This is a genomic window from Chryseobacterium sp. MYb264 (assembly GCF_035974275.1).
Lineage (GTDB): Bacteria > Bacteroidota > Bacteroidia > Flavobacteriales > Weeksellaceae > Chryseobacterium.
The window spans coordinates 1,087,779-1,108,035 of record NZ_CP142422.1 but is presented as its reverse complement, the minus strand read 5'-3'; the positions used below and the strand labels follow the sequence as shown (position 1 = coordinate 1,108,035).

Here is a 20,257-nt window from a genome sequence, read left to right as displayed (position 1 = left end):
GTAGGAAATAAAAATATTCGAGTATCCGTGGCGATAATATGCAGCCCTCAATTTTATCTTTGATAAAATCCTTGCGTCTTAAAAACATAAAGTATTAAAAAATATCTTTGCGGCTTTGCGAAAAACCAACAAATAGAGAAGGATCTGTGGGGAATAAAAATATTCGTGCATTCGTGGCAAAAAAATATCTAAAGAATTTCTCCCCAAGTTTTTAAACCGATCCTGATTATGGATCAGTTTAAAAAGTGGGAACACAGTAAAAGATCGGAGGATTTGAGTCGAAATTTTTATTTTTTGCTATCCAGGATTTTGCATATGATGAAGATTTTCCCTCAAGATTTAAACATTGAACACGAAATGTCAAGTTTTCTGATAATTAACCGTCTTAAGTCTTACCAAGCCTTGGTACTTATGAGAGAACACAAAGATTATGAAGAAAAATATCAGCAGCAGTTGTCAAAATCGGTGACCTTTGTGGAGATAGAAATATTGGTGCATCTTTGGTAAAAAATATACCTAAACGATTTCTCCCCAAATGGTAGACCTGACCCATGATTATCTATTTTTAGATGAGGTATATCGAGAACAAAACCTGATGGTTAATAATGTGTAAAAATCTATCTTTTGAATTCATTTTAAAATAAGTGCTGTCACATAATCCGGGGATTATTTTTCAGGATTTTGGAGCTCCTCCACAGAAATACAAACAGTTTTCAGAGTGTAATTATGTCATTTTTGCTAAGATAAGAAAGCAATTGTTTCTTATATTCTGCTACTAACAGTTTTATTGTTTTTTGATTCTAAGTTTATAAATTTGCTTTTTCTTAATAAATGATTATCTTTCATTTTTGCTATATATGAAAATCAATACGATAAAATTATTGTTCCTGCTCAGTTCTTTTGCAGTAGTCGGAAACTCATGCTCCGTACAAAATAATGCGGTAAAAGGATCAACACCGGACAAAAATAAAACGGTACCGGTTCGCAATTCAGCGCCAAAACCTCCCGTTGCTACCATAAAACCTAATGTTCCGCCAAAGGAAGAAGAAGTTTTCAGAACCCATCTTCCGGAGATCAGGAGAGAGTTTCGCGGCGCATGGATCGCCAGTGTGGCCAATATCAATTGGCCGTCAAGAAATAATTTGACGGTTGATCAGCAAAAAGCGGAGGCAATTTCTATGTTGGATATGTTGAGAGATAATAATTTCAACGCGGTTATTTTTCAGGTGAGACCATCGGCAGATGCTTTATATACCAGTAATATTGAGCCTTGGTCTTACTTTTTGACCGGCGAAACGGGAAGAGCTCCCTATCCAAATTACGATCCGCTGCAGTTTTGGATCGAAGAGGCTCACAAGAGAGGACTGGAACTTCACGTCTGGTTAAATCCTTACCGTGCCCATCATACCAACGGTGGCTCCCCCAACAGTTTATCGATGGCGAATAAGCTATCGGATATCGTGGTAAGGCTAAAGAACGGAATGTATTGGTTTGATCCTGCCAATCCTAAAACACAAGGTCACGTTTCGAATGTCGTGAAGGATATTGTGAAGAGATATGATATTGATGCGGTGCATTTTGATGATTATTTTTATCCTTATGCGACGTATAATAAAGGGGCAGATTTCCCGGATAATGCCACCTGGAATGAATATGTAAGAAATGGCGGAACTTTAACAAGAGCAGACTGGAGAAGAGAAAACGTAAATAAATTTGTTGAAAGAATATATAAAGAAATTCATGCAGAGAAAAGCTATGTGAGATTCGGGATCAGTCCCTTTGGAATCTGGAAACCGGGTTATCCGGCTGGTGTTGTGGGATCTTCTCAATATGACGAATTGTATGCAGATGCCAAATTATGGCTGAATAAAGGTTGGGTGGATTATTTCTCACCTCAATTATACTGGCCGATAGAGTCTAAGGGACAACCTTTTGAAGGATTATTGAGCTGGTGGAAATCTGAAAACACAATGAACCGTCACCTTTGGCCAGGATTAAATACGGTTGAGATTAAAACGTCTGACCGCCCAACAGAAATTAAGAATCAGATTGAAATTTCAAGGCAGGTGCTAGGAAAAGATGCAGGTGAAGTACATTGGAGTATTGCTGGTTTAACGAAAAATGCAAATATGCTTCCTACCTTGAAAAACGGTCCGTACAAAGAAAAAGCGTTGGTTCCGAAAACTTCTTGGCTGAAAGCAACACCTTTGCAGACTCCGACAGTTTTTACCAATGATAACGGAAATTTTGTACAGGTAAGCTGGAGCAACAAAAATATAAAAGATGTTTTCCAATGGGTGCTTTTCACACAATATAACGGCGTTTGGGAAACCGAAATTTTAACTTTAGATACGCTTTCAAAAGAAGTTCCAAAATCTAAAGATGGCAAAAAACTGAATGGGGTAGCCATTAAAGCAGTCGACAGATTAGGAAACGAAAGTGATTATCTTGCGAAAAAAATTAAGTAAAATTTAGAATTTTATTCAATATAAAAACCGGTTCATAAGAGCCGGTTTGTTTTTTTTAATGAATTGATTGTTGTAGTAATGTGAAAATTTCAACTTCACTACTTGAATCTTTTTACTTTTTACTTCCTTTAATTAGCGTTTGCACAATCTAAATCCGGACATAAAAATGACTGAATATCGGTGAGATTCAGCAGCCCGGAATCTGCCAAAGAGCAAAGAAGTTTGCAGACAGGATCTAATAATCCGTTTCCTGAAACTGTTTTCATTTCGTTTCTGTTGAGTTTTTTTACATTTTTCATGATTATTATTTTTGACTTGATTAATACTGTTTAAAAATAACAATAATTAATTTAAAGTAAACCAGTTGTTTATGGATTTAAAACCGCTCACAAAAAATTCTCCTCCAGAGGAGGGGTGGCAAAAATTTGCAAGAATTTTTGTCGGGGTGGTTCATGTAGATAAATGATAAATAATCAATGGTAATTAGTCAAATGTACTTCATAATTAAACTTTTTAATTTCAAACTCTGAAAATATTTCCCAATACTTAAACGACAACATTGCTAGCCCCGATTGCAGCGGCATCCTTTTTTGTTGCGGCTGGAGCAAAGCGGAAGCCGTAATGAAAAAGATATAGCGGAAAGCGGGATTAAACTCATAAAAAATTTAAACAAGTCAATGAATAAAAAAAAAGCATTCAGAATAGCAAAAGAAGTTTAGAATAACTATAAATTATTAACTTAAAATAAAGTAATTCAATAAATTATAAATTTATATTCTCTGATTTGATTTAAATTGAAAACTTCTCGGAACCATTTTTGTATCGTATTCATTAATCACAACTAAAAATATACATTATGAATACTAAAAGACTTTCCGAGACTATCGAAAAAGCATTGAGCGACCAAATGAACAAAGAAATTCATGCTTCACACGTTTTTTTATCGTACGGAATCTGGGCGGATGATAAAGGATATCAGGGAATTGCTAATTTTTTGTATAGACATGCTCAGGAGGAAAGAAATCATTCAATTAAGTTTATGGAATATGTGTTAAACCGCGGTGGAAAGCCTAAAGTTGATACGATTCCCGCGCCGCCTGCAGATCCTAAAAATTTAACGGAGTGTTTCGATGGCGTTTTTAAACATGAAGTAGATAACACAACGGCAATTTATAGAATTGTAGATCTTTCATTAGAGGAAAAAGACTGGGCAACATGGAATTTCATGCAGTGGTTTGTTCAGGAACAAATTGAAGAGGAAACACTGGCTCAGAACCTGATCGATAAATTGAAAATAGCAGGTGGAGACAGAGCTACGGACGAATCTCTGTTTACTTTAGATAAAACTTTACAAAGCGCACCGAATGGTGTTCCTTTGGCTCAGGAAGCTACAGGAGATAATCCATAAAAACCGTTTGGTGAAATTTAAATTATTGAAAATCTGTCAGAATACTGGCAGATTTTTTTGATTTTTAATAGTCTTGATTACTGTTTCCCATAAAGTCTGATGGTGTAGATTGGCTATATTTGTAAAAATAATAACTATGAGAAAAATATTTTTACTGATTGTATTGCTATTAGCTAATTTTGCTTTTTCGCAAGAATTTATATTAACAGAGGCAAATTATAAATTAAAGGAAGATAATACTAAGAATTATGTTGTGATTGATTTTCAGGGACATAAAAAAGAGTATCTTTTTAAAATTGTAAAAGAGAATGTTAATAAGCTATATAAAGAGTTGTTGAATGAGCAATATGTAGAGTTAGAAAATGAGCAAATTGTTTTAAATATTATGAGCCAAACATCTAGAACTATTTTTATTAATAGAGAAGGTCCTAATGTTTGGAGGGTTGTAAACAGATATGAGATCAATTTTAAAGATGGTAAAATTATGATCAGGCCTAGTTTTGTAAATTTAAGAAATACAGATAACAATAATGTGGCAACAATTGGAAATTTTTTTAATAGTAGAGGGATTGTTCGATTTCAAAATGCTGTCATGTTTGCGGAAGCATTTACAAATACTTTTATAAAAAATTTCAAAAAAGATTTGGTTGAAAATAAAAATAATGATTGGTAATGTGGATATTGTATTTACTTTATAATGAAAGTATATAAACGATTTTTAAATTAACGAATTGAAAATCTGTCAGAATACTGGCAGATTTTTTTATTATGAATCTCCCTTTAAAATCACTATCTTTGCACGCTGAAAGTTTAAGGTTTAAGAATTCAAAATGTAAAGTTGAATTTTATTAAACTGAGAACATTAAACATAAAACTTAGAATTTTACAATATGAAATGTGGAATCGTAGGCTTACCAAATGTAGGTAAATCAACTCTTTTTAACTGTTTGAGCAACGCAAAAGCTCAGTCAGCCAATTATCCTTTCTGTACAATCGAGCCGAATTTGGGAACAGTTTCTGTACCGGATCACAGATTGTTTGAACTGGAAAAATTAGTAAAACCGGAGAGAGTTTTGCCGGCGGTTGTAGAGATCGTAGATATTGCGGGTCTTGTAAAAGGAGCGAGCAAAGGAGAAGGTTTAGGAAATCAGTTTCTTGCTAACATCCGTGAGTGTGAGGCTATTATCCATGTTTTGAGATGTTTTGATAACGGAAATATCATTCACGTAGAAGGTTCGGTAGATCCTTTAAGAGATAAAGAAATTATTGATATTGAACTTCAATTAAAAGATTTGGAAACTGTTGGAAAAGCAGTGGAGAAAGCGAAAAAGTTCATCAAATCCGGAAAAAAAGAAGATATTTTGACGTATGAAACGCTTCAGAATCTTCAGAAATTCTTAGAAGATGGTAAAAATGCTAGAGAATTCGCAACGGATGATTTTGCTAAATCTGTAATAGGAGAAGTTCAGTTGCTGACAAATAAGCCTGTTCTTTACGTTTGTAATGTGGATGAAAATTCAATTAAAAACGGAAACGAATGGATCGGGAAGATCGAGGAAATGGCAAAAGGTGAAGGCGCTGAAGTGGTCGTTTTAGCTGCTCAGATTGAAGCCGATATCAACGAACTTGAAACTTTCGAAGAAAGAGAAATTTTCCTTGAAGAGCTTGGTCTTACGGAGCCGGGTGTAAACCGTTTGATCAGAAAGGCTTACGATTTATTGAAGCTTCAGACGTATTTTACAGCTGGTGTTAAAGAAGTGAGAGCTTGGACAATCGGACAAGGTTGGACGGCGCCTCAGGCTGCTGGAGTAATCCACACAGATTTTGAAAAAGGGTTCATTCGTGCAGAAGTTATCAAGTTTGATGATTATATGACGTATGGTTCTGAAGTAAAGATCAAAGAAGCAGGAAAACTTTCTGTAGAAGGTAAAGAATATATCGTGAAAGATGGCGACATCATGCACTTTAGATTCAACGTATAAGAAATATTAAAGTTAGTTATAAATGAAAAACGCTTCCGATGTATTTTGGGAGCGTTTTTTGCTTAAAAAATACCATTAGGGTTAATGAATGGTATTCTTTTTTTTTTTTTTTAATATTATTACTCGATAGGGTTTATTTGTGGCCTGCATTCCAATTGTGCGCATCCGATCGAGATAATTTTACATCCGCCGGTTTGAGGATCGATACAGTCTCTCAAGCCTCCGGTAATAACTCTTAATTCTTTTTTGTTAAGCTTTTTGCCTTGTGGTAAGTTGTGATTTTTCATGTTTTTTGATTTTGTGAATTATTAATTTTGTTGTTTAAAATCCGAGTTATTAAGGAAAAACTGGATCAGAATATTTAGTCATTCCTTAAAAACCAAGTAATATTTTGATTATCAGTTTTATGCACTTATATTTCGTAAAAAATCGTTGTAAAAAATTGCAATAAATTGTATTTTTAGGATATAAAAAGTGGCAAAATGTTAGGCAAAATAAGAGAGGATTTACAGCAGAATTTATTCAAGACCAGGCTTACGGAGCTTATTAATATGGAGCATCCGGTGGTAAAATTAGCTGGGGAGATTTCCTGGGATAAAATGGAGTCAGAGTTTGAGAAATTATTTTCAGAAAACGGAAGACCTTCTATTGCTATCCGTAAAATAGCAGGAATGCTTTTGCTCAAGGAAATGTTTAAAGAAAGTGATGAAAGTGTAATAGAGAGATGGATTGAGAATGCGTATTGGCAATATTTTACCGGAGAAACCTTTTTCCAGACAGAGCAGCCTTTCGATCCGAGCAATTTTGTACACTTCAGAAAAAGAATTGGAGATAAGGGTTTGGAATTTCTTTTGGGACAAAGCGTTTCTCTCCATCCCAAAGCCAAAACAGAAGATGAAGTTCAGGTAGATACGACGGTTCAGGAGAAGAACATTACCTTTCCTACCGATGCCAAATTAGCAAAAAAAGTAATCGACAATTGTAGAAAAATAGCAGAAAAAGAGAGCGTTGTACAAAGACAAAGCTACAGAAGAGTGAGCAAACAATTATTGCGGGACGCTTTTTTTGGACATCATCCCAGAAGACAGAAGAAGGCAAAAATGGCGAGGAAAAAGCTCAGGACGATTGGTAAAAGAGTTCTTCGGGAATTGGAAAGAAAACTTCCTAAAGATGTTTTGAAAGGCTACGAAGACGTTTTTAAAATTTACCTTAAAGCACTCACCCAAGAACGTACCACGAAAGATAAAATTTACAGTCTTCACGAGCCACAAGTTGCGTGTATTGCGAAAGGAAAATCGGGAAAAGCATACGAGTTTGGGACAAAAGTAGCAGTAGTAAGAGGTCGGAAAACAGGGATCATCAGCTCGGTAAAGAGATTTTCTGGCAATCCTCACGATAGTAAAACTCTTGAAGAATCATTGGCACAGAGTGAGAGGGTAAGAAAATCCGTTGGCGGAACAAGACCTACGAAAGCCACTACAGACAGAGGATTTAAAGGAATCAAAGAAGTGGAAGGAACAGCAATTTTGCTTCCCGCAAAAAAAGAAAAAACAAAATATGGGCAACAAGTAGCCAGATTAAGATTCCGGGCAAGAGCAGCCATAGAACCTTGTATCTCTCATTTAAAAAGAAACCACTCCTTAGGATTAAACTTCCTGAAAGGAGTGGCTGGAGATATTAATAATGCATTATTAGCAGGGATTGGATACAATTTGAAGATGAGATTGAATCAAATCAAACAACAAATTCTTCTTTGGCTCGAACTTGTTCTCCGAATCTTTTTAGGCAAATATAATTTTCAAAGTCAAAAAACAGCTTTTTAAGGAGCGACTATTTACATTGAGCCTCGGCACATTGTCTGCCATAAGAGGTACATTCTCCTGTAAAAGCATCCCAACACATCTGAAGTCTGCCTTTGATGGTTTTTAATTCTTTTTTGTTAAGCTTTTTGTCTTTTTGTAAATTTTGATTTTTCATAGTTGTAATTTTATGATTTATTTAAATTATGGTAAAATAGGGTATACACATTGGAATTCTGCACATCGTTTTCCATACGCGATACATTCGCCTGAATCTTTGTCGTAGCACATTTGAAGTCCACCTGAGATTACTCTTAATTGTTTTTTGTTTAATTTTTTACCTTTTTGTAAATTTTGGTTTTTCATAACTGTTGATTTTTAATGATTTAGTTTGATCTTAATTGCTAAAGTGGTCTGCATACCTTTTGTGCACAGCTTATTGAGATTTGTGTACAGGCTCTGTAATCATCTGGCGGATAGAATTCACATGGTGGATCGGTACAGATTACAGACTGCATGCAGTCTAATAATCCGCCAGCGATTGTTTTCAATTGCTTTTTGTTAAGTTTCTTTCCTTTTGTTAAAAGTAAATCTTTCATAGTATTTGATTTTTAGTATTTTAGCTTAAAACTAAGATAAGAAAAATATTAATGGTAAATCACTAATTATAGAAAAATTTTCAATAGTCAGAATAAATAATGTATTTATTATCATGTGTCTATAAGTTTGTATATTTGAATTTTACAAATGTTCAATTATGGAAAAGATAGCTCATACTTCTTTGGAAGATTTTTATCGGGAAATGACGGCGAAGCTGGGAAAAGATCTGGAGAGTATTTTTCCGAAAGGGCTTCATAAAGATATTGGGCATTTTAATGTTTTCGATATTGCTCAAACGATTGAGAAAATACGAATGACTTCCGAAATGCCTTATAACAGAAGAAGATATTTTAAGATAAGCTTAATAAGAGGCAGAAACAGAGCAGAATATGCAGATAAAGTGATTTCAATAACGAAAAATGCCCTTCTTTTTGCGACTCCGAAAGTTCCTTATCACTGGGTTCCGGAAGATCCTAATCAGTCGGGGAGTTTTTGCGTGTTTACAGAAGATTTTTTCATTAAAGATAAGTCTCACAGCACACTCGAAAGTTTACCTATTTTTCAACCGGGAAATGTTCCGATTTTTGAAATTGATGATGAGCTGGCAGATGAGATCGAGCAGTTGTATTTTAAAATGAAAAAAGAAATAGAATCGGATTATATTTTTAAATACGATTTGATTCGGAATTATGTGCTTGAACTTATTCATTATGGTCAGAAATTACAGCCTGCCTCGAAATTATCGACCTCGAATGACGCTTCGCTGCGTGTTGTTTCTTTGTTCATCGAATTATTGGAAAGGCAGTTTCCTATAGAATCTTCAGAACAGAGATTGCAATTGAAAACAGCAAAGGATTACGCCGATCGATTGGCTGTTCACGTTAATTATTTAAATAAAAAACTAAAAGAAAGCACTGGAAAAACCACAACCGAATTCATTGCTGATCGATTAATTCAGGAAGCAAAAATATTATTAAAACAAACAAAATGGACGGTTTCTGAGATTTCTTACGCCCTAGGTTTTGAAGAAATTGCGCACTTTTCTAACTTTTTTAAAAAGAAAACAACGATTACGCCTTTAGAATTTCGCACCTGATTTGAATTTTGCAAATTTCAGATTGATTCAAGCAAACATCTGCTTTCAAAAATACGCCAACTTTGTATCATTAAATAACATAATAAAATGAGCACAAGAACAAAAATCGCATTAATAACCGGTGGAAGCCGTGGTTTAGGAAAAAATTCAGCTATTAAAACGGCACAAAAAGGGCTTGATATTATCATCACCTACAGAAGCAATAAAGAAGAAGCTGAGGCAGTGGTAAAAGAAATTCAGGCTTTGGGACAAAAAGCAATTGCATATCAGTTAGATACTAAAGATCTTAAAAGTTTTGATGCTTTTGTGAAAACAGTAGGAGATCATCTGGAAGAAAATACGGGAAGCAGAAATATCGATTTCTTGGTAAATAACGCGGGAACGGCTTTGTATTCGCCAATTCCTGATGTTACGGAAGAACAGTTGGATGATATGGTAGATATTCATTTCAAAGGGGTATTTTTCTTAACGCAGAAGTTTTTACCTTTCATCAACAGCGACGGAGGAATTATCAACATTTCTTCAGGGTTGGCAAGATTTGCAGTTCCGGGATCTTCGGTTTACGGTTCTATGAAAGCGGCGATCGACATGCTGACGAAATATCAGGCAAAAGAATTGGGAGCGAGAAAAATCAAGTCAAATGTGGTGGCGCCGGGAGCAATTGAAACCGATTTCGGGGGCGGAAGAACAAGAGATGATGAGCATGTAAATGCGATGGTTGCAGGAAATACGGCTTTAGGAAGAGTGGGCGTTCCTGATGACATCGGTGGAGTGGTAGCTTTCCTTTGTACAGAAGATGCACGTTGGATCAACGGACAGAGAATTGAAGCTTCTGGCGGAATGTTTTTATAAAAATATTCACGCTATAAATAAAAAGCAGTAGAAATTCTACTGCTTTTATTCTATAATTTAGATAAATTTTCAATGGCTTTTTCCAGTGTTTCCTGCTTCTTCGCAAAACATAAACGAATCACATTTTCATTCAGTTTATTTTTATAAAACGATGAAAAAGGTACGCTTGCCACTTTGTGGTTGATGGTCAGGTCGCTGGCAAAATCAAAATCATTTTTATCTGAAATTTTATCATATTTCAAAGCCTGAAAATAAGTTCCTTCGCAATCCAGCAATTCAAACGAAGTATTAGCAAGTCCTTTTCTTAAAAAATCTCTTTTTTCCTGAAAAAATTGATTCAACTGATTATAATGTTCATCATTTTTCATGTATTCTGCCAAAGCCAGCTGAATAGGCGTGTTCACCGAAAAAACATTGAACTGATGGATTTTCCGGAATTCATCGGTTAAAACTTTTGGTGCTGCGCAATATCCGACCTTCCAGCCCGTCACGTGAAATAATTTTCCAAAAGATGCCACTAAAAGACTTCTTTCCTTTAATTCCGGATATTTACAGATGCTTAAATGTTGCTTTCCGTCAAAAACAATATTTTCGTAGACTTCATCACTTAAAATCAGAATTGAAGTTCCCTTTACAATATTGATCAATTCCTGAATATCATTCTCCTTTAAAATTCTTCCTGAAGGATTATTCGGATTGTTCAGAATAATCATTTTGGTTTTTTCAGTCACCAAGCTTTTAACCAGATTCCAATCTATTTCATAATCGGGCGCTTTCATTTCAAAACGTTTTATAATTCCTCCGAAAAGTTCCACGGTCGGTTCGTAGCAGTCATAAGCGGGTTCAAAAATAATCACTTCATCATCTTTTTTTACAAAAGTGGCAATGGCTGTAAAGATGGCCTGAGTTCCGCCGGCTGTCACCGTAATTTCAGAATCCGGATGATATATTGCCTGATGCGAATTTTCAATCTTTCGGGCAATTTCTTCTTTTAAACCAATCATTCCACCCATTGGAGCATATTGATTGAAGCCTTTTTTGATGAAATGATCAACATGGTTCAACAGCTCAGAATCCGGCATAAAATCGGGGAACCCTTGCGATAGATTGATGGCCTCATTTTCATTGGCAAGTTGTGTCATCTGGCTGAAAATAGTGGTACCCACATTGGAAAGTTTGGATAAAGGAAGTTGTATCATGTAACTGAAATTTTTTAAAACATCCTCGAATTTACTGAAAAAATTAAAGTGTTTAGTGCTAAATTTAAATTAAATCGGAAAGTAAAGTGTTAACTCAATGGAAATGAAACAAAATCTTAAAAAGAAATTTATTAAATGATAATTTGAGGTAATGAAATAAAGTCTTCTTCACCTGACGATTGATTATACTCATAAGATAATAAAAATGAGAAAAAGAGGGGTTAAAATTCGGATAATTTTATTCATTTTCGTATTTTTGTATGTTTGCTGAAAATACATATGTCACAAGAAATAAATCCAACCTATTCAGAAGATAATATAAGAACCCTCGATTGGCAGGAGCACATTCGTCTGCGTCCCGGTATGTATATCGGAAAGCTTGGCGATGGCTCGTCTGCAGATGACGGAATCTATATTTTGCTAAAGGAAATTCTGGACAACTCAATTGATGAGTTTAGAATGAGATCCGGGAAAAGAATCGAAATAAAACTGGACGAAGGTAAAGTTACTATTCGAGACTTTGGTCGTGGAATTCCTTTAGGAAAGGTGGTTGATGCTGTTTCCAAAATGAATACTGGGGGTAAGTATGACAGTAAAGCCTTCAAAAAATCAGTAGGTTTGAACGGGGTCGGTACGAAAGCGGTAAATGCCCTTTCTGATTATTTCCGTGTGCGTTCTTTCCGTGATGGAAGACTGAAAGTGGCAGAGTTTTCGCGAGGTATTATCACTGAAGATTTTGAGGAAAAAGAGACTTCAGACCGTAATGGTACTGAGATTTCATTTATTCCGGATGGGGAGATTTTTCTTCATTTTAAATTCAGAAAAGAGTATATCGAGAGAATGCTCCGTAATTATTCTTATCTGAATCCGGGCTTGAAAATTCTTTTCAACGGGGAAACTTTTTATTCTGAAAACGGTCTTAAAGATCTGTTGGAAGAAGAATTGGAAAGTGAAACGCTTTATCCAATCATTCACCTGAAAGACAGTGATATAGAAGTAGCAATTACCCACACCGATAAATCACAGACTGAAACCTATTTTTCTTTCGTAAACGGACAGAATACAACACAGGGAGGGACACATTTGAATGCTTTCCGTGAAGCGTATGTAAAAACAATCCGCGAGTTTTTTAATAAAAGTTTCGATGCTTCCGATGTTAGAAAATCGATTGTAGCAGCGGTTTCCATTAATGTGGAAGAACCTGTTTTCGAATCTCAGACGAAGACCAAGTTAGGTTCCAATGACGTAGGACCAAACGGACCAACGGTAAGAACTTTTATTATTGATTTCCTTAAAAGTAAATTAGACAACTTTTTACATAAGAATCCTGAAATTGCAGAAGCGATTCAGCGTAAAATTTTAATCTCGGAAAGAGAAAGAAAAGAGCTTTCAGGAATTCAGAAACTGGCGAGAGAAAGAGCAAAAAAAGTGTCTCTTCACAACAAAAAACTTCGTGATTGCAGACAGCATTACAACGACCAGAAAAATGAGAGAAAAGGGGAAACCCAAATCTTCATTACTGAGGGAGATTCTGCATCCGGATCTATCACAAAATCCAGAGATGTTGAAACCCAGGCGGTGTTTTCATTGAAAGGTAAGCCATTGAACTGTTATGGGTTAACCAAGAAAGTGGTCTATGAAAATGAAGAATTCAACTTGCTGCAGGCTGCTTTAAATATTGAAGAAAGCTTAGAGGATTTAAGGTACAATCAGGTAATTATCGCGACTGATGCGGACGTCGACGGAATGCATATTCGTCTGTTGATGATTACGTTCTTTCTGCAGTTTTTTCCGGATTTAATTAAAAACGGCCATCTTTATATCCTTCAGACCCCCTTATTCAGGGTGAGAAATAAGAAGGAAACGAGATATTGCTACTCAGAAATGGAAAGAGTAAAGGCGCTGAACGAATTGGGAAAAAATCCTGAAATCACCCGATTTAAAGGATTGGGAGAAATTTCGCCTGATGAGTTCAAACATTTCATTGGAAAAGATATCCGCCTTGAACCTGTAGTGGTGGGGAAAGATCAGACTATTGATCAGTTACTGGAGTTTTATATGGGGAAGAATACACCGGACAGGCAAACGTTTATTCTTGAAAATCTGGTAGTGGAAGATACTGATATTGATAATAAGGAACTGGCAGCAGAATTTTCGGAATAAGAGCCGAAGAATATGTACAAATAGATGGCAGGACAAAAACATAAACACAACAGGGTAGAAATAAAAAATTTATAATTTAAACACCAAAACTATGAGACTCAGTAACCGTAACAAAGCTTCGGTTTACAATTTTTTAAACACCATATTACTGATGATGCTCCTCGGGGGGATCGCAGTATTTTTGCTTGAAGAATTCAGATTTAATATTCTGGGTAAGGAAAGTTATTTTTTCCTTATTATTCCCATAGTTCTGATTCTGTTCTTTTATTTTAACGGCAGGCAGATCTTTGAATACGACAGCGATGGCGAAGCACTCAATTTTAAAAACAGAAATGTAATTCCTTTTTTGGATAAACCTCTGCATGATGAATTTCCAAAATATAAGCTGATAAGTTATGATATTATCAATGTTTTTTTTGTAAAGCGTCTGTATATTACCATCTCAAGTAAAAACAGCGGATCTACCATACTGAAGTATCAGATTTCCTATTTGACAAAAAAAGAAGTAAACGATTTAAAACTCTCTTTAAGTAAAGTAATAAAAACGAACAACGAGAGAAAGGGTTAAAAATTAAGTGATGACAGAAGAATACTCGCATGAAGGTGAGAGCCTGAAAAAAGTGTCCGGTCTTTATAAAGACTGGTTCCTTGATTATGCCTCTTATGTAATATTAGACAGGGCTATACCGTCTGTTTATGATGGTTTTAAACCCGTTCAGCGGAGAATTATGCATTCGATGCGTGAGCTGGAAGACGGACGTTACAATAAGGTGGCCAATATCGTAGGAAATACCATGAAATATCACCCCCACGGTGATGCTTCTATTACAGATGCCATGGTGGGAATCGGGCAAAAAGAGTTGCTGATTGATACTCAGGGAAATTGGGGTAATATTTATACCGGTGACTCTGCAGCTGCAGCGAGATATATAGAAGCAAGACTGACTTCTTTTGCGCTGGAAGTGGTTTTCAACCCGAAAACAACAGACTGGGCAAAGTCTTATGATGGCAGAAATAACGAGCCGATCGATCTTCCGGTAAAGTTCCCGTTGCTTTTGGCTCAGGGAGTTGAAGGAATCGGGGTTGGACTTTCCACCAAAATTCTTCCGCATAATTTTAATGAATTAATTAATGCTTCTGTTGCTCATTTAAAGGGCAAAAAGTTTGATTTATATCCAGATTTCCTTACGGCAGGTTTCCTTGATGTTTCCGAATATAATGACGGTCACAGAGGTGGAAAAGTAAGAGCAAGAGCGAGAATCACGCAGGTTGATAAACATACTTTGATGATCACAGAACTTCCTTTTTCAAAGAATACAGGAGATTTAATTGATTCTGTGTTGAAAGCCAATGAAAAAGGAAAAATTAAAATTAAGAAAATTGAAGATAATACTTCGGATAAAGTCGAAATTTTAATCCATCTTCCCAATGATTCTTCACCTGATAAAACCATTGATGCGCTATACGCATTTACCGATTGTCAGGTTACGATTTCACCGAATGCCTGCGTAATTGTCGGTGATAAGCCTATGTTCCTGAATGTTTCTGAAATTCTGAGAAGAAATACAGATCATACCGTTTCTTTGCTTAAAAAAGAGCTTGAAATTGAACTTCACGAGTTACAGGAAAGCTGGCATTTCTCTTCATTGGAAAGAATTTTCATTGAAAACAGAATTTACCACGATATTGAAGAGGTTAAAAGCTGGGAAGAGGTTCTGAAGACCATTGATTCTGGATTAAAACCTCATACGAAACATCTTTTAAGAGCGGTTACGGAAGAAGATATTTTAAAATTGACGGAAATCAGAATTAAGAGAATTTCGAGATTCGATTTAGATAAATTTAAAGAAAATATTGCTGCGCTTGAAGGTAAAATCGAGCAGGTAAAACATCATTTGGCGAATCTTATTCAGTATGCGATTGATTATTATTTAAATATTCAGAAAAAATACGGAAAAGACAGACAAAGAAAAACCGAACTTAGAATTTTTGATACGATTGATGCGACGAAAGTTGCGGTGGCTAACGAGAAATTCTACGCCAATTTTGAAGAAGGTTTTATTGGAACTTCTTTGAAAAAAGATCAGTATTTATTCGATTGTTCGGATATTGATGATATTATTACCTTCAGAAAAGACGGAAGCATGAAGGTGGTAAAAGTAGAAGCGAAAACGTTCATCGGAAAAGATATTCTTCACGTTGCCATTTGGAAGAAAAATGACAAAAGAACCGTCTACAACATGATCTATCGTGAAGGAACAAACGGTCCTTACTATATGAAACGTTTTTCGGTGACGGGGGTTACCAGAAATACGGATTATCCTTTGGCTTCCGATAAAAAAGGTTCGGAAACACTTTATTTTTCAGCAAATCCGAATGGTGAGGCAGAAACAGTGAGTGTTTTGCTAAAACCTAATCCACGCATCAGAAAAAATAAAATGGACATCGATTTCTCTGAACTGGCCATCAAAGGCCGTGATTCTAAAGGAAATCTGGTGACAAAATATGCGGTGAAAAAAGTAGACATGAAAGAAGAGGGTGTTTCTACTTTGGCACCGAGAAGAATCTGGTTTGATGATACCGTGAGAAGACTGAATGCAGATGCAAGAGGAACTTTACTGGGAAGCTTCAAAGGAGATGATAAAATATTGACAATCAATACTAACGGTGAAGCTAAACTGGTTTCTTTCGATCTTGGAAACCGTTTTGATGATGAGTATTTGGTACTTGAAAAATGGCGCCCGGATCAGGCGGTGACTTGTATTTATTATGATGGAGAAAAAGATATTTATTTCATTAAGAGATTCTTATTCGAAAATACGCCGAATGTACAGACCTTTATGCCGTCAGAACATTCCAAGTCATTTATAGAAAATGTTATTGTAGCAAATGGTGCTTCTGCAGAAATTATTTTCGCTAAAGATAAAGGAAAAGACCGCGATCCTGAAACGGTGGATATTGACGAGTTTATTACCGTAAAAGGCATTAAAGCCATTGGAAATCAGTTTACCAAGTTTAAGGTAAAGTCAATTAATATTACAATTCCTGAACCTGAAGAAGAAGAACCTGAAGTTTACGAAGAACCGGAACGTATTGAAGGTGAAGAAGATGGCGGAACGATTGGGGATTTATTTCAAAGTGATGAAACACCTGAAAATTAAATAATATTATGAATGTTTTAATATTAATTATAGCAATTACAGCTGTTATAAGCTTTATAGCTCCCAATGGCAGCAGCAATTTTGAAAAATATAAGTTCAGCGTTGGAGCGATCATGAACAGAAAGGAATACATTCGTTTGCTTTCTGCAGGATTTCTTCATGCGGATATTATGCACTTGGTGTTTAATATGCTTACTCTTTATTTCTTTGGACCAGTTGTTATTCAGGGATTTGGAAATTTAGGATTTTTGATTGTTTATTTCGGTTCCATTTTATTAGGGAATATATTTTCATTATTTCTTTATCAGAGACAGCCTTGGTACTCTGCAATTGGTGCAAGTGGAGGTGTTTCCGGGATTTTATTTGCTTCAATTGCAATGATCCCTAATTTGGAAATTTATATGTTTTTTATTCCTATTGGTATACCTGGATTTGTATTTGGCCTGTTGTACTTTAGCTACTCGGTTTATATGATGCTAAACCCTAATCAACATGACAATATCGGGCATGCAGCTCATTTGGGAGGCGCATTTTTCGGTTTAGTTTATGCGGTTGCTAATCAACCTGCAGCAGCAATAGAAAATTCAATTTATATAGGAATTATGGCGTTGCCTTTAATTTATTTAGGCTACCAGATTTTCGTTAAGAAAAAAATTAGATAATAAATACTTAATAGAAAAAATACTAACCAATGTCCTAGGCATTGGTTTTTTTGTGTTTTAATTTAAATAAAAAACCGCCCCAAAATCTGAGGCGGTAACGAATTTTAAATTAAATGAAGAAGATTATTTTTTTATAATTTTTTGTTGAATAATTCCTTTATTGGTTTTTATCTGTAGGAAATAAATTCCGCTCATCATTCCTTCCATACTGATGGTTTTTGCATTTCCTTTGATGTTTTTCACCATTTCTCCCATCGAATTGGTGATAATAATTTGCTCAATATCTTCTTTCCCCGAAGTAAAAATTGTAAAGAATGTTTCTACAGGATTGGGATGGATTCTAACCTTTTCCATAGAAGTTTCTTTGGTTGCTAAAACCATAGATGACGCATATTCGGTTTTAATATAGAACAGATTGGCAACGCTTCCTTTCGTGATCGAATGCGAACCTGCTGCTAAACTCGGAATATTTACGACTCCCGATGAAGCCGTGTAAGATACATTATTTACTTTAATGGTTCCGCTAAATGTTGGGTCAAAAACCAAAGTCAAAGCTGAAGAAGCTGTAGTTGTAAAATTAATCGCTGTTGATGACTCTATTTTTAATCTTTTGGTTAAAGTCAATCCATCATAACTTGCAGAACCGTCCGTTGAATTCATATTGGCAGAGGTAAAGCTGTAGAACGAACTGCTGAGATTGGAAGTTGTGAAGTTATGGACTTCATTTCCCTGAGGGTTAGAACCTGTAGGCGTCACAGAAATACTTCCCGTTGCCGAAACCGGATTTCCTGAACTTCCAGTTGTTGTAATGGTAAAATCAATATCAGCCGTCGGAATTCCTGAAACAGTAATGGTTTTGTTAGTTGAATTTTTCACGAAACTGATTCCCGAAGCCGGAAGTCCTGTCACATTAGCATCAGTCGCTGTTCCTCCCCAGGTAAAGATCATTGGAGAAATAGAGCTTCCTGAACTTACATTTTGCTCGTTGTTGGAAGCAATCGTTAATGTTTGAGAGCTTACCGGAGCTGATGTCTCGCCTTGAACCGATACAAGAGAAGAGGTGTAACCTTGTAAAACAGCCATTAAACCTGTATTTACGGCGTCCGAAGTATCATCATTTGCATTGCTGAAATTCCAGCTGATATCACCTCCGGAAACTCGTCCTGAGTATTGGGTCACTTTATCTTTTGCAGCGGTAGGGGAGTCCGGAACCAAAGAATTTACATACAGAGAAGCATCAGTATCGAAATTATTATAGTTTCCATTGCCCTGAAACGCTTTAATATTGGTTCCCAGCATCTCATTTCTCGAGGTAGCTACATACGCATCAAAATGACTTGCCGCGGAACTTGAATTGTAAGGAACAAAAGCATTCTGACCCATCATATAATTGTTGAAAGCTTTTACAACACCGCCATTTTCCCCAGAAAAAGTTCCTGTTGAACCATTGGCGATATCGGTTCCCTGTTTTGAGGTTAACATCGGATACTTACAGTTTCTGAAATAATTTCCTTCCACAAAAACGGATGAACCCATAGTGGAACCCACGCCATATTTTGAATTTCCGTCATAATAATTATTGTAGACGTGTGCTGAATAATACCTTACTCTCGGATGCCTGGAATCGGAATGATCAAACCAATTGTGATGATACGTAATGTACAGTCCGGAAGTCGTTCCTTCGCTTAATCCTAAAAGACAGCTTTTTCCATTATCCCAAAAGTGATTGTATGAAAATGTAACATACGTAGATTTTTTGGCATCCAAAGCTCCGTCTCCTTTTACCTGATCGGCATCACTACCTGGTTTTCCATAGAAAAGATCACAGTTATGTGCCCAGATATAGCTGTTGTTTTGCTGTAGGCTCAGGTTATCACCTTCTGCCGCATCAGTAAGCATAAAACCAAGGTTTCTCACTTCAATATTAGTGGCATTTTTAATCCTGATTCCCCATCCGTTGGCAACGGCATCAGATCCTACACCTTCCAAAGTAATCGAACTTGCGGCAATATTCTTATTTTCTACCACAATGTCACCATTTAATAAGTAATTGGGATCTGTAATATTTCCTATAAATCTTACGGCTAGAGGGCGGGTATCATTTCCTTTTTTGAATCCGTCAAGAATAGTTTGCAGACCTACACAAGGATTTGAATTGGCTCCCGTGACATTCAGAGAAACCGTATTTTTTGTATTTTGGGTGATGTAAATAACGACTGCATTTGCCTTTAAGGTTCCGTCATTATTATACGCTCCGGGAGTCCTGCCATTGCTGTGGGCAAATCCTGTTCTGTCCTGTGGTAGAACAGTAACAGAGTTGGAGAAAGCTGCTGTTCCTTCCACATTATTGGTTACAGGAACCACTTTTATGGTATAATTTCCTGGAGTTAATCCTAAAATATCGGCTCTGAAATAAGAACCGTAGCTTCTTATCAATTGGGTGTCAATAAGTTTGTTGGTAACGCCGCCGCCGGTATAATAAACTCTATAGCTATCGGCTCCGCTCACGGGAGTCCATTTTACATAAGCTGTTTCAAGCCAGCCTGTTGCCTGCGTAATCGTAACCTGCGCCTTCAGTAGTAGAATACCGAATAAAAGCACGAAAAAGGATAGTATTCTTTTCATGATTAGATAAAATTAGTTTAGTTTTTAAATTAATTTGATAAAATGTAATCGATTACACACAAATATATATAAATAATTAATATAGATCATTTTGATGTGAAATTTGTGTTAAATTTCTGTCTAAATTGCTTATATGAAAGAATTTGCAGTTCTTTAGCATAAATTTGTTAATCGTATAACCTATGATTTTTTATGTCATTAGCCCTTACCATTATGAATGTCAATTCATCGATTTGATAAAT

At 35.8% G+C, this 20,257-nt stretch carries 17 protein-coding genes; 11 read left to right on the top strand and 6 right to left on the bottom strand.

Going from position 1 to position 20,257, the window contains the following annotated elements; genetic code table 11:
• The first annotated feature begins 857 nt into the window (after positions 1-857).
• A complete protein-coding gene (locus VUJ46_RS04890) occupies positions 858-2,468 on the top strand; it encodes a glycoside hydrolase family 10 protein (RefSeq protein WP_326983879.1) in 1,611 nt (536 codons plus the stop codon).
• 128 nt (positions 2,469-2,596) lie between these two features.
• On the opposite strand, the gene VUJ46_RS04885 is transcribed toward VUJ46_RS04890, so the two are convergent.
• Positions 2,597-2,767, bottom strand: coding sequence for a bacteriocin-like protein (locus VUJ46_RS04885; RefSeq protein ID WP_326983878.1), 171 nt, complete (start codon positions 2,765-2,767; stop codon positions 2,597-2,599).
• 557 nt (positions 2,768-3,324) lie between these two features.
• Here VUJ46_RS04885 and VUJ46_RS04880 point away from each other — a divergent pair.
• The 3 genes from VUJ46_RS04880 to ychF all read left to right on the top strand — a co-directional run bounded on the left by VUJ46_RS04880 (position 3,325) and on the right by ychF (position 5,858).
• Positions 3,325-3,876, top strand: a complete 552-nt coding sequence (locus tag VUJ46_RS04880) for a ferritin (RefSeq protein WP_326983877.1) — start codon at positions 3,325-3,327, stop codon at positions 3,874-3,876.
• A 136-nt stretch (positions 3,877-4,012) separates the two neighbouring features.
• Positions 4,013-4,549, top strand: coding sequence for a hypothetical protein (locus VUJ46_RS04875; RefSeq protein ID WP_326983876.1), 537 nt, complete (start codon positions 4,013-4,015; stop codon positions 4,547-4,549).
• A gap of 217 nt (positions 4,550-4,766) precedes the next feature.
• Positions 4,767-5,858 (top strand): redox-regulated ATPase YchF, encoded by a 1,092-nt coding sequence (gene ychF, locus VUJ46_RS04870; protein ID WP_326983875.1) that lies wholly within the window; start codon positions 4,767-4,769, stop codon positions 5,856-5,858.
• Between the two features lie 119 nt (positions 5,859-5,977).
• On the opposite strand, the gene VUJ46_RS04865 is transcribed toward ychF, so the two are convergent.
• Positions 5,978-6,145: a hypothetical protein gene (locus tag VUJ46_RS04865; protein ID WP_326983874.1), complete on the bottom strand. Its 168-nt coding sequence runs from the start codon at positions 6,143-6,145 to the stop codon at positions 5,978-5,980.
• Positions 6,146-6,340: 195 nt separating this feature from the next.
• Between VUJ46_RS04865 and VUJ46_RS04860 the strand changes: the two genes are divergently transcribed.
• Positions 6,341-7,681 (top strand): IS5 family transposase, encoded by a 1,341-nt coding sequence (locus VUJ46_RS04860; RefSeq protein WP_326981209.1) that lies wholly within the window; start codon positions 6,341-6,343, stop codon positions 7,679-7,681.
• 7 nt (positions 7,682-7,688) lie between these two features.
• On the opposite strand, the gene VUJ46_RS04855 is transcribed toward VUJ46_RS04860, so the two are convergent.
• Both VUJ46_RS04855 and VUJ46_RS04850 read right to left on the bottom strand, forming a co-directional pair.
• Positions 7,689-7,835: a hypothetical protein gene (locus VUJ46_RS04855; protein WP_326983873.1), complete on the bottom strand. Its 147-nt coding sequence runs from the start codon at positions 7,833-7,835 to the stop codon at positions 7,689-7,691.
• 226 nt (positions 7,836-8,061) lie between these two features.
• Positions 8,062-8,256 carry a hypothetical protein gene (locus VUJ46_RS04850; protein ID WP_326983872.1) on the bottom strand — a complete coding sequence of 65 codons (195 nt, stop codon included), beginning with the start codon at positions 8,254-8,256 and terminating at the stop codon, positions 8,062-8,064.
• A gap of 158 nt (positions 8,257-8,414) precedes the next feature.
• Between VUJ46_RS04850 and VUJ46_RS04845 the strand changes: the two genes are divergently transcribed.
• Both VUJ46_RS04845 and VUJ46_RS04840 read left to right on the top strand, forming a co-directional pair.
• The gene (locus tag VUJ46_RS04845; RefSeq protein WP_326983871.1) at positions 8,415-9,353 is read left to right on the top strand and encodes a helix-turn-helix domain-containing protein; all 939 of its coding nucleotides are present in this window, start codon (positions 8,415-8,417) and stop codon (positions 9,351-9,353) included.
• An 87-nt stretch (positions 9,354-9,440) separates the two neighbouring features.
• Positions 9,441-10,205: an SDR family NAD(P)-dependent oxidoreductase gene (locus tag VUJ46_RS04840; protein ID WP_326983870.1), complete on the top strand. Its 765-nt coding sequence runs from the start codon at positions 9,441-9,443 to the stop codon at positions 10,203-10,205.
• Between the two features lie 50 nt (positions 10,206-10,255).
• On the opposite strand, the gene VUJ46_RS04835 is transcribed toward VUJ46_RS04840, so the two are convergent.
• Positions 10,256-11,404 (bottom strand): methionine aminotransferase, encoded by a 1,149-nt coding sequence (locus VUJ46_RS04835; RefSeq protein ID WP_326983869.1) that lies wholly within the window; start codon positions 11,402-11,404, stop codon positions 10,256-10,258.
• A 279-nt stretch (positions 11,405-11,683) separates the two neighbouring features.
• On the opposite strand from VUJ46_RS04835, the gene VUJ46_RS04830 reads away from it, so the two are divergent.
• The 4 genes from VUJ46_RS04830 to VUJ46_RS04815 all read left to right on the top strand — a co-directional run bounded on the left by VUJ46_RS04830 (position 11,684) and on the right by VUJ46_RS04815 (position 17,390).
• Entirely contained in the window at positions 11,684-13,567 is a 1,884-nt protein-coding gene (locus tag VUJ46_RS04830; protein WP_326983868.1) for a DNA topoisomerase IV subunit B, read from the top strand.
• A 91-nt stretch (positions 13,568-13,658) separates the two neighbouring features.
• Positions 13,659-14,135: a hypothetical protein gene (locus tag VUJ46_RS04825; RefSeq protein ID WP_326983867.1), complete on the top strand. Its 477-nt coding sequence runs from the start codon at positions 13,659-13,661 to the stop codon at positions 14,133-14,135.
• Positions 14,136-14,145: 10 nt separating this feature from the next.
• Complete coding sequence (locus VUJ46_RS04820) at positions 14,146-16,728, top strand: DNA gyrase/topoisomerase IV subunit A (RefSeq protein WP_326983866.1); 2,583 nt, start codon at positions 14,146-14,148, stop codon at positions 16,726-16,728.
• An 8-nt stretch (positions 16,729-16,736) separates the two neighbouring features.
• Positions 16,737-17,390: a rhomboid family intramembrane serine protease gene (locus VUJ46_RS04815; protein ID WP_326983865.1), complete on the top strand. Its 654-nt coding sequence runs from the start codon at positions 16,737-16,739 to the stop codon at positions 17,388-17,390.
• Positions 17,391-17,513: 123 nt separating this feature from the next.
• On the opposite strand, the gene VUJ46_RS04810 is transcribed toward VUJ46_RS04815, so the two are convergent.
• Positions 17,514-20,015: a pectate lyase family protein gene (locus VUJ46_RS04810; RefSeq protein ID WP_326983864.1), complete on the bottom strand. Its 2,502-nt coding sequence runs from the start codon at positions 20,013-20,015 to the stop codon at positions 17,514-17,516.
• Positions 20,016-20,257: the final 242 nt, after the last annotated feature.